A 14122-nucleotide genomic window follows, 5' to 3' on the forward strand; every position below is an offset into this window, starting at 1 on the left:
CTGGAGCAGCGGCGGGCCGGCCGCCGGCCCGGTCACGACGGCGCCCGGGCGACCAGGACGCAGGCGTCGTCCCGACGCAGCCCGGCATCGCGCAGCAGGGTCGCGGCCATCACGAGCGGGCCGCTGGCGACCAGTCCGGGATAGTCGTCGAGCTGCCAACGGTCCACCACACCGTCGCTGTGCATCACCAGCGACGCCCCGGTCGGGAAGGGATATTCGTACTCCCGGACGACGGGTCGCTGGTGGCCGGCGATCCCGGGCAGGGAGACCAGCCCCCGCCGCCGTTCACCCTCGGCCACCACGGACGCGGAGATGTTGCCCAGCCCGGCGAACCGCAGCAGCTTCGCGTCCGGTGCCAGCTCGGCGACGGCCAGCGCCGCGCCCCGGGTGTGCGACATCGCCCGGTGCAGGTGCTGCACCACCGCCGCCGGCGACCCGGCCGGGGCGGCCCGGAACGCGGCCAGCGCGGCGTCGGTGGCCGCCGCCGCCAGCGGCCCGTGGCCGAGACCGTCACAGGTCAGCACCTGGTGCCGTCCCTCGGCGATCCGGACGGCGTACCCGTCGCCGCTGACCGACTCGCCGGTGAGCGGTCGGGTGAGCCCGCCGGCCCAGGACAGCGCCGGGAGGGGCCCCCGCGGCCAGACCTGCACGGCCAGGACGGTGCCCCTGCCGGGCCGGGAGTAGCCGTCGAACCAGTCGGTCTGCCGCAGGATGGCGCCGAGGCCGATGCCGAGCGTCCCGGCGGTGGAGTGCCCGTCCCGGGAGGACATGGTCAGGTCGGCCATGCCGGGCCCGGAGTCGATGGCGACCAGCTCGACACCGGCCTGTCCGCCCCGGCGCACCGGGCGCAGCAGCAGCAGCCCGTCCTCGGCGTGCTTCACCAGGTTGCTGGTCAGCTCGGCGGCGACGATCGCCAGCTCGGCCGTGCGGACCGCACCGATTTCGAGCTGCTGGCCCAACCGCTCGGCGGCCCGCCGGACCGCGCTGGCCGCGCTGCCGCTCTCCACCCGGAACCACAGGCCGTGGTCGGACACGGCGTCGGCGGTCATCGGGACCACTTGATGACCGTGATCCGGGTCCCCTGGCCCGACCCGGTCACGATGTCGAACTCGTCGACCAGCCGTCGGGCGCCGCTGAGGCCGAGTCCGAGGCCGCCGCCGGTGGTGTAGCCGTCGGTGAGGGCGAGGTCCAGGTCGACGATGCCGGGGCCGTCGTCGGCGAAGACGATCCGGATGCCGCGCCGCAGGCCGTTGTCCACGGTGGTCACCTCGGCGACGCCGCCCCCGCCGTAGACCAGGGTGTTGCGCGCCAACTCGCTGGCCGCGGTGACCAGCTTGGTCTGGTCGACCAGGGAGAGCCGGGCCGCCACCGCCACCGTCCGTACCAGTTGGCGGACCCGCACCACGTCCTCGTCGCTCTGGATCGCCTGCGCCTGCGGGTGGCCCAGGTCGATGCCGGCGGTCATCTCGTGGCCGTCGTCTCGTCGTCCGGCTCGTCCTCGGCGGAGTAGTCGTAGTCGTCGGCCTGCGCTGCCGCGATCAGCTCCATGCCCCGCTCGACGTTCAGCGCGGTACGGATGCCGTTCAGCGACAGGCCCAGCTCGACCAGGGTGATGGCGACGGCGGGACGCATCCCGACCACCACCGTCTCGGCGTCGAGCACCCTGGAGATCGAGGCGATGGTGGACAGCATCCGGCCGACGAACGAGTCGACGATGTCCAGCGCCGTGATGTCGATGATCACGCCGTGGCAGCCGGTGGCGACGATCCGCTCGGCCAGGTCCTCCTGGAGCTGGACCGCCGTCTGGTCGGACATGTCGACCTGGATCGACACGAGCAGGATGTCGCCGATCTTCAGGACCGGCACCCGCTCCATCAGGACTCCCGGCGCGGCTGCCGGCGGGCGGTCTCCGCCCCGGTGAGCCGCAGCACGTGGCGCAGCGCGTCGGCCAGGCTGGCCTTGGTGGCGATGTCGCCGAACTCGATGCCGAGCGCGACGATGGTCTGGGCGATCTGCGGGCGGATGCCGGAGATGATGCAGTCGGCGCCCATCAGCCGGGCGGCCACCACCGTCTTGAGGATGTGCTGGGCGACCTGGGTGTCCACCGCCGGCACGCCGGTGATGTCGATGATCGCGTACGGCGAGCTGGTGTCGACCAGGGTCTGGAGCAGCCGCTCCATCACCACCTGGGCCCGGGCCGAGTCGAGCGTGCCGACCAGCGGCACGGCCACCACGCCCTCCCAGATCTTGACGACCGGGGTGGAGAGTTCGAGGAGCTGCTCGGCCTGGTCCGCGATCAGGCCCTCCCGGGTACGGACGAAGCTCTCGAAGGTGAACAGCCCCATCTGGTCGACCAGCGAGGAGAAGGCCACATAGTCGCGGAGGGTGGTGTCCGCGTCGGACTCCAGCAGCTCCAGCAGGACGTCCTTGAGGCCGTACACGCTGACCGCCGTCTCGGTGGCGGTGAAGCCCTGCCGGGCCCGGCCCCTGGACAGCTCGGCGAGCACGGCGCGCAGCTCGCCGGCCGACTCCGACTCAAGATCGAACGAGCCGCCCCGCCCCGCTTCCACCATGCTACGGTGCAGGTCCTGCACCTGGCGGCGCAGCTCGGCCTGGCTGAGTCGGCCGCGCAGCGACGCGGTGGCGACCTCCGTCCAGCGCTGTACAACCCGCTCGGCGTGCTCGCTCAGCAGACCGGTCAGCCGACCGTTTTCCTCCGCGCTCAACGCCACGGGCATCCTCCCTCTGACCTGGACCGGCCGGACTCTACCACCGGGCACCCAGCAATTAGTTGTCACGGGACAAAGAAATGATGGCGGACACGGCCGCCGCTCCCGTTCAGCGGAAAACCCCGAACGTGGGATACGGTTCCACCCGATAACAGGAGGTCCGAATGTCCCTGACGGTGCACACGGAACAGCGCGGCGACGTCGTCGTCGTCTCGGTCGCGGGCGAGCTGGACATGGCGACGGCACCGCAGCTCCAGGACCAGATCACGGACCTGCTCGACAAGGGTCGCAGCCGCCTCGTCTTCGACCTGGCCGACGTCTCGTTCTGCGACTCGACCGGGCTGTCCGTGTTCGTGCGCGCCAAGAACAGCTGCGACGAGGCCGGCGGCGTGGTCCGGCTGGCCGCCCCGCAACGCGGCGTGCTGCGCATCCTTGAGGTCAGCGGGCTGGTCGAGGTGCTGCACACCTACCCGACGGTCGAGCAGGCCGTCGCGGGCGACCCCACGCCGGCCACCTCCTGACCGACCCTTCAGCGCTCGTCCTCGATGAACCGGGGACGAGCGATCGCCAGTCCCGCGACCGTCTGCACGGCCAGGGCGGCGAGCAGGAACCCGATCGGCGCGGTCCACCCGCCGGTCGCCTCGTAGAGGATGCCGACCAGCAGCGGGCCGAGCGCGGCGATCACGTACCCGGTGCTCTGCGCGAAGGCGGACAGCGCCACCGTCCCCTCGGCCGTGCGGGCGCGCAGCCCGATGGTGGTGAGGATCAGCGGGAAAGCGCCCTGACCGAGGGCGAGCAGGGCCACCCAGAGCAGCGCGGCGTCGTGCGGCGCGAACGCCAGCCCCAGGTAGGCCGCCGTGGAGAAGCCGGTCAGCCCGAGCACCAGCGGGCGCAGCGTCCGCAGCCGACCGGCCAGCGCCGGCATCAGCAGCGCCACCGGCACGCCGAGCGCGGTCACCCCGGCCAGCAGCAGCCCGGCCGCCTCCGGCGCGAAGTCGGCGTCCCGGAAGAGCTGGGCCAGCCAGCCCATGATCGCGTACCCGCTGAGCGACTGGGCACCGAAGTAGACCGCCATCGCCCAGCCGAGCCGGGTCCGCGCCGGCCGGACCCGGGCCGGCGCGGCGACGGCCACCGCCGGGGTCCCGGCCCGGCGCGCGGCGCGGGCCCGCAGCGCCAGCGGCACCCACGGGAGTACGGCCACCGCGGCCAGCCCGGCCCAGACGCCGAGCCCGGCCCGCCAGGAGCCGAAGGCGTGCGCGACCGGCACGGCCGACGCGGCGGCCACCGTCGTGCCCGCCGTCAACGCCATCGTGTACGCCCCGGTGACCAGCCCGGTGCGGTGCGGGAAGTGCTGTTTGACCAGCATGGGCAGCAGGATGTTCGCCACCGCGATGCCGGCCAGCGCGAGCGCGCTGGTGACCACGAAGACCAGCGCCGAGTCGGTGACCACCCGCAGCACCTGCCCGACGGCCAGGGACGCCATGGCGACCACCAGCACCCGGGCCGGGGCGAACCGACGGACCAGCCACGGGGTCAGCGCGCCGAGCCCGGCGAACGCGATGGTCGGCAGGGTGGTGACGAACCCGGCCATCGCCCCGGAGAGCCCGAGGCCGGTGCGGACCTCGTCGAGCAGGGCGCCGAGGCTGGTCACGGCGGCGCGCAGGTTGACCGCGACCAGCAGCATGCCGACCAGCACCAGCAGCCCGCCGGTGACCGGCCGCTGCTCCCTCCGCACCGGCGCGGGTGCGGCACCGGGGGCCGGACCCGAGGTGGCGTCGGCGGCCGGGCCGGGCCGGTCCGTCCCGGTGACGGGGTCCGCGATGGCGGTCGGTGGCGGGGTCATGGCCTTCAACCTACAATCATGGGATGAATTTTGGTCCGGTGATGTAACCAGTGACACCGTCGGTGGATTCCGTGCCCGTGCCACCCCGCGGCCACCGGGTCCGGCAGACGATCGAGCAGCTCCGGTCCCGCATCCTCGGCGGCGAGTGGCCGGTCGGCGGGCGCATCCCGACCGAGCCCCAACTCGTCGCCGCGCTCGGGGTGGGGCGCAACACCGTCCGCGAGTCGGTCCGTGCCCTGGTGCACGCCGGCGTGCTGGAGTGCCGTCAGGGCTCCGGCACGTACGTGGTGTCGACCGACGAGCTGGCCCCGGTGGTGGCCCGCCGGCTCACCGACGACCGGACGACCGAGGTGGTCGAGGTGCGCCGAGCCTTCGAGGTGGAGGCCGCCCGGCTCGCCGCGCTGCGGCGTACCCCGGAGGACCTGGCCGCCCTCGACGACGCGCTCGCCGTCCGCGAGGCCGCCTGGCGCGCGGGCCGGGTCGGCGAGTTCGTCGAGGCGGACGCCGCGCTGCACACGGCGGTGGTGGCCGCCGCGCACAACGCCATGCTCGCCGAGCTGTACGCGTCGGTCGGCGCGGCGCTGCGCAGCACCGTCGCCCAGGCGATGGGTGACGAGCTGAAGCCCGAGCGGTACGTCGACCACGACCGGCTGGTCGCCGCGATCCGGGACGGCGACCCGGGGTTGGCAGCCCGCGAGGCCGGTGCTTTTCTGGAGCCCTCGCCGGGGGGAACAGCCTGCCCCGGACGGTAACCGGACATCACGGGAGTACGGATGCTCAAGGGCTTCAAAGACTTCATCATGCGCGGGAACGTCGTCGACCTCGCGGTCGGCGTCGTCATCGGCGCCGCGTTCACGTCAGTGGTCACCCAGCTGACCAACTCGTTCCTCAAGCCGCTGATCGCGCTGGTCACCGTGCTGATCACCGGCAGCGACAAGGGCCTTGAGGGCACTCCGTGGACCGTACGGAACGTCGACTTCGACTGGATCAGCTTCATCAACGCGGCGATCACCTTCGCGCTGACCGCGGCGGCGCTGTACTTCCTGGTCGTCTACCCGATGAACAAGCTGGCCGAGCGGCGTAAGCGCGGCGAGGAGCCGCCGCCGGCCGCCCCCAGCGAGGAGGTCAAGCTGCTCACCGAGATCCGGGACGCGCTGGTCGCCGCCGGGCACGCCACCCCGGGCCAGCAGCGGGGCGCCCTGGACGACGTGCTCGGTCGCAGGCCGGAGCCGCCAGCCCCGCGCTGACTCACCGGCCGGCACACCGGCCCCCACGGGTGTTCCGTGGGGGCCGACTCGTGTCGTACACATGTTCGATAGAGTCCCGCCATGGAGCAGCGGAAGCACTGGTGGAACGGCAAGTGGGGGCGGCTGGCGCGGCGGGACGTCTTCCTCCGGGTGAACGGTGACCAGTGGCACGTCGAGCAGCGGGCCGGCGGCGCGGAGGGCGTCTCCCAGTTCTACGAGTACCCGAGCGTCGAGGAGGCGGAGGAGACCGTGCGGGCGCTGCTCGCCGGTGCCGACGACTGGCGCGAGCTGTCCCCCCGCCCGCCGGGCTCGTGGCAGCCGGCACCCGACGCCCGACCCTGAACGGGGCGGCGGCGCTGAACGGGGCGGCGCTGAACGGGGCGGCGCTGAACGGGGCGGCGCTGAACGGGGCGGCCGGGCCGTTTACGGGGGCGGCTCTGGGCGGGGCCGGCCCGGGCCGCCACGGTGCGTGTGGGGCCGGTGCCGCCACCGGGCTGAGCGGGGGAACGGCGTTTAGCCGGCGGCCGGCCCGGGAACCGCGCCAGGATGGAGCAGCAGGGCACCGATCAGCAGGCGACCATCTCCCGCGTCACCACCGGGATGCCGGTGGTCGACGTGACCGGGGCGGAGGTCGGCACCGTCGACCTCGTCCAGCGGGGCGATCCGAACGCGGTGACCGTGCAGGCGCCGGACGCGGACCCCGGCGGCAGCCTGGACGAGTTGATCGAGTCGGCGGCGGTCGAGGAGCCGGACGTGCCAGCCGACCTGGCCGCCCGCCTGCTGCGTACCGGCTACCTGAAGGTCTCCACCGAACTCGCCCCGACCGGCGCCGTCTACGTGCTGGCCGACCAGATCGCCGGCATCGCCGACGGCCGGATACGCCTCGAAGTCCCCGCCACGAGCCTGCCCCCGCAGGAGTGACCCCGGCCCAGCCCACGGGCCCTATGGTGGGCCGATGTACATCCTGATCGGGGAGCAGCAGGCCGAGGCGGTCGACGCGGACGAGCAACGGGCCGGTTCGCGCACATGGCGGACGTGGTGCGGCGCAGCCCGGGATTCGTGCGCGGCTGGTGGGGGCTGGACGACACCGACCGGGAGGCCGCCCACGTGCTGGTCGCCCTCGACACCCTCGACCACGCCCGCGCGCTGCGCCGCATGGTCGAGGAGAACGTGGCAGGGGTCCGGCTGCGGATCATGGAGGTCGGCGTGTCCGCCGAGGCGGACTGATCCGCTCCACGGCGAGGCTGCCCTCCCAGGGCGGGTTGATCCACTTCAGGTCAATGACATGGCGGTGACCCGACGCCGGGATGCCCCCATGTCACCGACATGGAGTTGATCTATTCGCCTGCCTGCCCCGCCGTCGGGGCGAAGCCGGCCGGGGCGACCGGCGGGACTGGCCCGACCGGCGGGCCGGGCTGGACCGAGACGGGCGGAGCCGGAGTGGCCGAGGCGGGCGGAGCCGGAGTGGCCGAGACAGGCGGAGCCGGAGTGGCCGAGACAGGCGGAGCCGGAGTGGCCGAAGCGGGCGGAGCCGAGTGGCGGCGGAAGAGGAGCAGCATCAGCCAGCCGGCGAGCAGCCCCCAGAACGCGCCGCCGACGCCGAGCAGGCTCACCCCGGAGGCGGTGACCACGAAGGTCACCACGGCGGCCTCCCGCGCCTGCGGGTCGGCGACCGCCGCCGACACCGCACCGGCCAGCGCGGCGAGCAGCGCGAGCCCGGCCACCGCCTCGATCAGCACTGGCGGGGAGAGCAGCACCAGAGCGGTGGCGACGCCCGCGCCGAGGCCGAGCAGGGCCATCCCCACCCCGGCGGTGACCGAGGCGACCCAGCGGCGCTCCGGGTCCGGATGGGCGTCCGGGCCGGCGGCCAGCGCGGCGGTGATCGCGGCCAGGTTGACCGCGTGCCCGCCGACCGGGGCGCCGAGGGCGCTGGCCAGGCCGGTGACGCGTAGCGCAGCGCCGAGCGGCGGCCGGTAGCCGTAGCCGCGCAGCACCGCCATCCCGGGGACGTTCTGCGCGGCCATGGTGACCAGGAAGAGCGGGAGCGCCAGCCCGACCACCGCCGGGACCGTCCACTCGGGCGCGGTGAGGGTGAACACCGGCTTGAGGCCGTGTGCGCCGATCCCGCCCGGGGTGGTCAGCGCGATGGCGACCGCAGCCACCACCAGCGCGGCGGGCACCGCCCAGCGGCGGGCGAACCGGTGCAGGACCAGCCAGGTGACGACCACCGGCGCGGCCAGCGCCGGGACCTCGACCAGGGCGCGGACCGGCGCGGTGCACAGCGGCAGGAGCACCCCGGCCAGCATCGCGCTGGCGATCGGGCCGGGGATGGCGGCCACCGCCCGGCCCAGCGCCGGAAAGAGCCCGGCAGCGACGATCAACACCCCGCACACGACGAACGCGCCGACCGCCGCCGGCCAGCCGCCGGGGACCGGACCGGTGGCCGCCAGCAGCGCCGCGCCGGGGGTGGACCAGGCGATCGCCATCGGCAGCCGGTGCCGCAGCCCCAGCCACACCGCGCAGACACCGGACGCGACGCTGACCGCGAGCAGCCCCGAGGCGGCCTGGCTCTCGTCGGCGCCGACGGCGCGCAGCCCGGCGAGCACCACGGTGAACGAGCTGGCGAAGCCCACGAGCGCGGTCACCAGCCCGGCGAGCACCGGTTGCAGCAGGCCGGCCACGTCTTCCCCCCTCGCCCGTTCCGTTTACGGAACGGAAGCGTGTAGCACGATAGCCGGATGGAGCTGCCAGCATCAACCCGGGGACGGGCCGCCGATCCGGGCACCGGCACGGTCGGCTGCCGGGTACGCGCCCTGCGCGAGGAGCGGGGGATGTCGCTGTCCACCCTGGCCCGGTTGGCCGGGGTCGGGAAGGCCACCCTCTCCGGCCTGGAGAACGGCACCCGCAACCCCACACTGGAGACGCTATACGCGATCACCGCCCAGCTCGGGGTACCGCTGACCGCCGTGCTCTCCGGGCCGGCCGCGACCCCGACGGTCCGCGGCGCGGCGGTGAGCGCCACCCTGCTGGAGGTCTTCACCGAGGCCGACGCGACGTACGAGCTGTACCGGATGCGCGTCGCCCCCGGGCCCGGCCAGCTCTCGCCCGCGCACCAGCCGGGGGTCACGGAGCACGTCACCGTCTTCGCCGGGGTGCTCCGCGCCGGGCCGGCGGACGCCCCGCTGACGGCGACGGCTGGCGGCCACCTGCGCTGGACCTCGGACGTGCCGCACAGCTACGCGGCGGTCGGCGACGAGGAGGTGTGGGCGAGCCTTCTACTGCGCTACCCCCGCCACTGACCGCCAACCCCGCACCCCCGCGCCCACCGCACCCCCACCACTCCGCCGCCTCGCCGCGGCCGGGCCAGGACAGCGGCCGGGCCGGGCAGCGGTCAGCCCGGTCGGGCCGGGAGCCGGTGCTGGACGGCCCAGAGCGCGGCCTCGGTACGCGACGCCGACCCGGTCTTGCGGAGCAGGTTGGACACATGCACGGTCACTGTCCGAACCGAGATGCCGAGCACCCGGGCGGCCTGCTTGTTGGACATGCCCGCGACCAGGCAGGCGAGCACCTCGACCTCCCGACCGGTCAGCTCGGCGTCGGGCGGAAGCAGGTCGGCCGGGAACAGGGCAGCAGTCGGGTACGCCGCGTCGGGCGGGGGCACGGCGCGCGGCGCGGGGGTGCGTGGGTGCTCCGGCAGCGGCCGGCGCAGCAGGGCGTCCGGCCCCTGGCCGGAGTGCGCGGCGAGCAGTTCGGTCAGCACGTACGGGTTGCCGCCGGTGCGCCGCCACACCGCGGCCGCCAGCCGGCGGGACGGGTGCGTCCCCTCGTACACCTGGGTCAGCACCTCGGCGACCTCGGCCGGGCCGAGCGGGCCGAGGTGCTGGCGGACTGCGCCGCGTACCCCGCAGAACCGGGACAGGGCGCGGGCGGCGAGGTCCGGCGCGACCGCGTCCGCCGCGGGCCGGCTCGCCACCAGCAGCAGCGCCGGCAGGTCGGGCGCGGTGGCCAGCTCGCCGACCAGGTTCAGGCTGGCCGGGTCGAGGGCGTGCAGGTCCTCCACCACCAGCACCGCCGGGCCGGCGCCGACCAGCAGCCGGACCGTGCGCACGGCCAGCCGCAACAGCGTGCCCGGCGCGTACCGTTCGCGTGGGGCGGTGGGCTGCTGGGCGAGCCAGGCGAGCGCGTCGGGCGGCAGGTCGAGCCGGCTGGTGTCCCGCCCGCTGAGGACCGCGGCGAGCCAGTCGTACGGCGCCGGGCTGTGCACCCGCGCGGCCCCGCTGAGCACCACCGCCGGACGCGGGGCGAAGCCGTCCAGGGCCGCCGCCACCAGCAGGCTCTTGCCGACGCCCGCCGCGCCGGTGAGCACCGCGACGGCGGGGCCGGGCCGGCCACGGAGCGCCAGCGTGGACCACGCCCGGTCGAGCTCGGCAAGCTCACCGGCGCGTCCGACCATGGAGACCGGCATCATTCTTTTCACCCTACGCAGTAGTGCGTAGAGACGACGGGAGGGTCTTCTTGGCAAGCTTGTCGTATGACGCTGATCCTCCGCTCGGCCATCCTCAACGACGTCGGCCTGGTCCGGACCAACAACGAGGATTCCGCCCTCGCCGGTGACCGTCTGGTCGCGGTCGCCGACGGCATGGGCGGCCTGCCCGCCGGTGAGGTGGCGAGCGAGATCGTCATCCGGATCCTCGACGAGCTGAACCCGCCGACCACCACCGAGGGGGCCGCCGACGCGCTGCGGTCCGTGGTGAGCACCGCCAACCGGCGCATCCGGGCCGCCATCTCCGTCGACCCGGCCCGCGAGGGCATGGGCACCACCCTCACGGCCGGCCTGCTCGCCGGGGACGTCCTGGTCCTCGCCCAGGTCGGGGACTCCCGCTGCTACCTGCTGCGGAACAACGAGCTGGCCCAGCTCACCCGGGACGACACCTTCGTCCAGTCGCTGGTCGACCAGGGTGCGCTCTCCCCGGAGCAGGCCCGGCACCACCCGCAGCGGTCGCTGGTGACCCGGGCCGTGCAGGGCGTGGACGCTCCCCCGGCGGTCGGCACGCTCACCGTCTTCGCCGGCGACCGGCTGCTGCTGTGCAGCGACGGCCTGTCGGACTACGTGGACGACACGTCGATCGCCGCCGCCCTGGCCATGTACGGCGACCGCCAGCAGTGCGGCGAGCAGCTCGTGAAGCTCGCCCACCAGGCGGGCGCCCCGGACAACGTCACCGTCGTCGTCTCCGACGTCACCGCGGCCTGACCGGCTGACCCTGCGCGCGGGAGCGGGGCGGCCAGCCAGCCCGGCGAATGTGGTTGCGCCGGGCCGGCGGGGCGGGTTGGGATGGGGGATGAGCATCCGGCGGGTGACCAACTCCGAGCGCCTGACCACCTCGTTCCCGCTCCAGGCGTATGCCTTCGAGGCGTCACCGAAGCGACCCGAGCGGGCCGAGGCGTTCGGCCGCTATCTGCCGTACGGCGAGGCCAACCGCACCCTGGTCGTCGAGGAGGGCGGCGAGACCCTCGCCGTGGTCTCCGCCATCCCGATGCGACAGAACCTGCGCGGGGCGGTGCTGCCGATGGCCGGCGTCGCCGGGGTGGCCACCCATCCGCTGGCCCGCCGGCGCGGGCACGTCCGGGCCCTGCTGCACCAACTGCTCGACGAGATGCGCGACGAGGGGCACCTGGTGAGCGCATTGTACCCGTTCCGCGCCTCGTTCTACGAGCGGTTCGGCTACGTCGGGCTGCCCCGGGCCCGCACGGTCACCTTCACGCCGGCCGACCTCGCCCCGCTGCTCCGCGCCGACCTGCCCGGCGAGCTGAGCTGGGAGCGGACCGGCACCGGATACGCCGGTCACCGCGCCTTCACCGAGCGCTTGCTGGCCGAGCGGCACGGCTTCGCGCTCTTCCCCGACACCCGGGCGGCGTGGCTGCGCGACGACGACGACCGCTGGCTGGTCACCGCCCGGGTCGACGGCGCGACGGTCGGCGTGCTGACGTACCGGATCGACGACCACGGCGGCGAGCTGACCGGCGACGACCTGCTGGTCGCCGACCCGTACGCCCGGGCGCTGATCCTGGCGTTCCTGGCCCGGCACGTCGACCAGGTCGGCCGGGTGCGGCTGCGGGTGGCCGCCGACGAACTGCCCGAGCTGTGGCTCACCGACCTGGCGGTGCACGTCGAGGCCCGGGTCGCCCGGCCCGGGTCGGCGGCGCCGATGGCCCGGCTGCTCTCGCTGGACGCGCTGGCCGGCCTCCCCGCCGGGCCCGGCCGGGCCCGGGTCGCGCTGACCGGGGACCGCTGGCTGGGCGGCAGTCACCTGCTGGACGGGACCACCGGCCGGCTGGAGTTGGTGTCCGACGCCGCCACCGGCACCACGCCGACCGCGACGCTCACCGCAGCCGGGCTCTCCGCCCTGGTGTACGGGGTGCTGGACCCGGCGGAGGTGGACGTCCGCGGCCTCGGCCAGGTGCCGGCCGACGCCGCCGCCGAGCTGCGTCGCCTCTTCCCCCGCCGGCTGCCCTACCTGTACGCGGACTTCTGACCCTGTTTTCGCCGCCCGGTGGCCGGGTACCGTCCCACGGATGCCGGAGTGGTTGCAGGCGGGCGGCTGGGGTCTGCTGGCCGGGTCGGCCCTGCTGGTCGGGGCGGCGCTGGGCTGGTTCCTGCCGGTCCCGCGACGGGTCATCGCGTCCGTCATGGCCTTCGGGGCGGGGGTGCTGCTCTCCGCGGTCTCCTTCGAGCTGGTCGCCGAGGCGCACGAGCAGGGCGGGCTGCTGCCGACGGCGTTCGGGGCGGCGGTCGGCGCGCTGGCGTACACCGGGGCGAACGTCCTGCTGGCCCGGCGCGGCGCGCGGCACCGCAAGCGCTCCGGCGACCGGCAGCCCTCGGAGGGGGAGCAGCCGGGGTCCGGCTCGGCGATCGCGGTGGGGGCGCTGCTCGACGGCATCCCCGAGTCGGTGGTGATCGGCGCGAGCCTGCTCACCGGCGGCGCGGTCAGCGTGGTCACGGTGATCGCGGTATTCCTCAGCAACGTCCCGGAGGGGCTGTCCAGCGCGGCGGGGATGCGTCGGGCCGGCCGCACCCGCCGATACGTCTTCCTCCTGTGGGCCGGGATCGCCCTGGTGAGCGGCCTCGCGGCGCTGGCCGGGCACACCCTGCTGGGCGGTGCGCCGCCGGAGGTGCTCGCCTCGATCACCGCGCTGGCGGCCGGCGCGATCCTCGCCATGATCACCGACACCATGGTTCCCGAGGCGTTCGAGGACGCCCACCTGCTGGTCGGCATGATCACGGTGCTGGGCTTCCTGGTGGCCTTCGCCCTGTCCCACGCCTGATCCGGGTGCCGGACCCGGCGGATTCGCCCCGGGCCCGCTTGATCAACTCCGGGTACGGCACACTGCGGTCTCCCTGTATTGGGATGCCCCGATGTACCGCATCTGGAGTCGATCACGGTGCGGACCCCGGCCAGCACGGAAGCCGGAATACACAGCCGGCTCCACCGGATCCGGGGCCCATCATCACCCCCGAGCTACCGGGGCGACCTCATGTCCCTTGAGGTTGTCCGTAACGAGGTCTGGGGGCAGCCGGGTACTGCTCGTCGGCCCGGCTGCCTAGCGTCTACCGCATGCGGCTGTTATTCGACTCGGAGCGCCGGCTCCTTCTTCCCCTCCGGCTTGTTGTCTACGTGGTGACGGTCCTCGCCGCGGCGGCGGTGGTGACCTTCGGGATCGTCGGTTCCGGTGCCGCGACGTCGATTGTGGTCCTGGCGACGCTTGCCGTGTTCGCCACCACGATGCTCGTCACGTATCTCTTCCGCCGGTATCTCGATCGGCGTCCGTGGCACGACATTGGGATCGCGCGGCCCGGACGAGGTGAGCTGATCGGTCTTGCCGCCGGGTTCGTCGTCGGGGTCGCGGCCATCGCTGTCTGGTTCGGCATCGAGGTGGCCGCCGGCTGGGCGGAGGTCACCGGCTGGTCAGTGACCGCTCGGGGCGCATCCTCCGCCGCACTCACCGTCGTCGTCGGAGTTGTGCTGGTGCTGAGGTCCTGAGCTCCTTCGAAGGCTCGAGTCCAGTGCAGGAACGGACTCGGCAAGATCCGCTACAACCACCACATGTGGTCGCCCGCTGGAGCCCGGCCGCATCCGACGCACCGTCGCTGGAGCAACCAACACCAATGCGTCAAGACCTCGATGGAACGCTATATTTTCTGGTCAGGAGCTAGAAGCTGTGGGCCGCCTGGGACTCGAACCCAGAACCTAAGGATTAAAAGTCCTCAGCTCTGCCATTGAGCTAACGGCCCGCCGTACCAGGCT

18 protein-coding genes and 1 tRNA gene are annotated in these 14122 nt (G+C 74.0%); 11 read left to right on the forward strand and 8 right to left on the reverse strand.

Annotation, left to right across the window (positions count from 1 at the left end):
• Positions 1-32: 32 nt before the first annotated feature.
• The 4 genes from OOK41_RS00940 to OOK41_RS00955 are packed head-to-tail and all read right to left on the reverse strand — an operon-like array spanning position 33 to position 2732.
• A complete protein-coding gene (locus OOK41_RS00940) occupies positions 33-1049 on the reverse strand; it encodes a SpoIIE family protein phosphatase (RefSeq protein ID WP_266262458.1) in 1017 nt (338 codons plus the stop codon).
• On the reverse strand, positions 1046-1465 hold the full coding sequence (locus tag OOK41_RS00945) for an ATP-binding protein (protein WP_266262459.1): 420 nt from the start codon (positions 1463-1465) through the stop codon (positions 1046-1048). Before OOK41_RS00945 ends, OOK41_RS00940 begins: the two co-directional genes overlap by 4 nt.
• Complete coding sequence (locus OOK41_RS00950; protein ID WP_117667891.1) at positions 1462-1875, reverse strand: STAS domain-containing protein; 414 nt, start codon at positions 1873-1875, stop codon at positions 1462-1464. Before OOK41_RS00950 ends, OOK41_RS00945 begins: the two co-directional genes overlap by 4 nt.
• Positions 1875-2732 (reverse strand): STAS domain-containing protein, encoded by an 858-nt coding sequence (locus tag OOK41_RS00955; RefSeq protein ID WP_266262460.1) that lies wholly within the window; start codon positions 2730-2732, stop codon positions 1875-1877. Before OOK41_RS00955 ends, OOK41_RS00950 begins: the two co-directional genes overlap by 1 nt.
• A gap of 161 nt (positions 2733-2893) precedes the next feature.
• Here OOK41_RS00955 and OOK41_RS00960 point away from each other — a divergent pair, with 161 nt between their 5' ends.
• Positions 2894-3250 carry an STAS domain-containing protein gene (locus tag OOK41_RS00960; protein ID WP_266262461.1) on the forward strand — a complete coding sequence of 119 codons (357 nt, stop codon included), beginning with the start codon at positions 2894-2896 and terminating at the stop codon, positions 3248-3250.
• A gap of 8 nt (positions 3251-3258) precedes the next feature.
• Here OOK41_RS00960 and OOK41_RS00965 read toward each other — a convergent pair whose 3' ends face one another.
• Positions 3259-4413: an MFS transporter gene (locus OOK41_RS00965; protein WP_266267704.1), complete on the reverse strand. Its 1155-nt coding sequence runs from the start codon at positions 4411-4413 to the stop codon at positions 3259-3261.
• A 209-nt stretch (positions 4414-4622) separates the two neighbouring features.
• Here OOK41_RS00965 and OOK41_RS00970 point away from each other — a divergent pair, with 209 nt between their 5' ends.
• The 5 genes from OOK41_RS00970 (at position 4623) to OOK41_RS00990 (ending at position 7046) form a co-directional block, all read left to right on the forward strand.
• Positions 4623-5324: a FadR/GntR family transcriptional regulator gene (locus tag OOK41_RS00970; protein ID WP_117667895.1), complete on the forward strand. Its 702-nt coding sequence runs from the start codon at positions 4623-4625 to the stop codon at positions 5322-5324.
• Positions 5325-5345: 21 nt separating this feature from the next.
• Complete coding sequence (mscL, locus tag OOK41_RS00975; protein ID WP_266262462.1) at positions 5346-5819, forward strand: large conductance mechanosensitive channel protein MscL; 474 nt, start codon at positions 5346-5348, stop codon at positions 5817-5819.
• Positions 5820-5900: 81 nt separating this feature from the next.
• On the forward strand, positions 5901-6161 hold the full coding sequence (locus OOK41_RS00980) for a hypothetical protein (RefSeq protein ID WP_117667897.1): 261 nt from the start codon (positions 5901-5903) through the stop codon (positions 6159-6161).
• A 204-nt stretch (positions 6162-6365) separates the two neighbouring features.
• Positions 6366-6740 carry a hypothetical protein gene (locus tag OOK41_RS00985; protein WP_117667898.1) on the forward strand — a complete coding sequence of 125 codons (375 nt, stop codon included), beginning with the start codon at positions 6366-6368 and terminating at the stop codon, positions 6738-6740.
• Between the two features lie 105 nt (positions 6741-6845).
• Positions 6846-7046: a hypothetical protein gene (locus OOK41_RS00990; protein WP_266262463.1), complete on the forward strand. Its 201-nt coding sequence runs from the start codon at positions 6846-6848 to the stop codon at positions 7044-7046.
• Positions 7047-7156: 110 nt separating this feature from the next.
• On the opposite strand, the gene OOK41_RS00995 is transcribed toward OOK41_RS00990, so the two are convergent.
• The gene (locus OOK41_RS00995) at positions 7157-8500 is read right to left on the reverse strand and encodes a benzoate/H(+) symporter BenE family transporter (protein ID WP_266262464.1); all 1344 of its coding nucleotides are present in this window, start codon (positions 8498-8500) and stop codon (positions 7157-7159) included.
• A 57-nt stretch (positions 8501-8557) separates the two neighbouring features.
• Here OOK41_RS00995 and OOK41_RS01000 point away from each other — a divergent pair, with 57 nt between their 5' ends.
• Positions 8558-9118 carry a helix-turn-helix domain-containing protein gene (locus tag OOK41_RS01000; RefSeq protein ID WP_117667901.1) on the forward strand — a complete coding sequence of 187 codons (561 nt, stop codon included), beginning with the start codon at positions 8558-8560 and terminating at the stop codon, positions 9116-9118.
• Positions 9119-9210: 92 nt separating this feature from the next.
• Here the strand turns inward: OOK41_RS01000 and OOK41_RS01005 are convergent, their stop codons facing one another.
• The gene (locus OOK41_RS01005) at positions 9211-10287 is read right to left on the reverse strand and encodes a LuxR family transcriptional regulator (protein ID WP_266262465.1); all 1077 of its coding nucleotides are present in this window, start codon (positions 10285-10287) and stop codon (positions 9211-9213) included.
• Between the two features lie 63 nt (positions 10288-10350).
• Between OOK41_RS01005 and OOK41_RS01010 the strand changes: the two genes are divergently transcribed.
• The 4 genes from OOK41_RS01010 (at position 10351) to OOK41_RS01025 (ending at position 13858) form a co-directional block, all read left to right on the forward strand.
• A complete protein-coding gene (locus tag OOK41_RS01010) occupies positions 10351-11070 on the forward strand; it encodes a PP2C family serine/threonine-protein phosphatase (protein WP_117667903.1) in 720 nt (239 codons plus the stop codon).
• A gap of 88 nt (positions 11071-11158) precedes the next feature.
• Positions 11159-12352, forward strand: a complete 1194-nt coding sequence (locus tag OOK41_RS01015; RefSeq protein WP_117667904.1) for an enhanced intracellular survival protein Eis — start codon at positions 11159-11161, stop codon at positions 12350-12352.
• A gap of 40 nt (positions 12353-12392) precedes the next feature.
• Entirely contained in the window at positions 12393-13142 is a 750-nt protein-coding gene (locus OOK41_RS01020; RefSeq protein WP_117667905.1) for a ZIP family metal transporter, read from the forward strand.
• A gap of 353 nt (positions 13143-13495) precedes the next feature.
• Positions 13496-13858 carry a hypothetical protein gene (locus tag OOK41_RS01025; protein ID WP_266262467.1) on the forward strand — a complete coding sequence of 121 codons (363 nt, stop codon included), beginning with the start codon at positions 13496-13498 and terminating at the stop codon, positions 13856-13858.
• Positions 13859-14037: 179 nt separating this feature from the next.
• Here the strand turns inward: OOK41_RS01025 and OOK41_RS01030 are convergent.
• A tRNA-Lys gene (locus tag OOK41_RS01030) sits at positions 14038-14109 on the reverse strand.
• Between the last annotated feature and the right edge of the window lie 13 nt (positions 14110-14122).

The sequence above is a fragment of the Micromonospora sp. NBC_01655 genome, assembly GCF_026339755.1.
In the GTDB taxonomy this organism is placed as follows: domain Bacteria; phylum Actinomycetota; class Actinomycetes; order Mycobacteriales; family Micromonosporaceae; genus Micromonospora.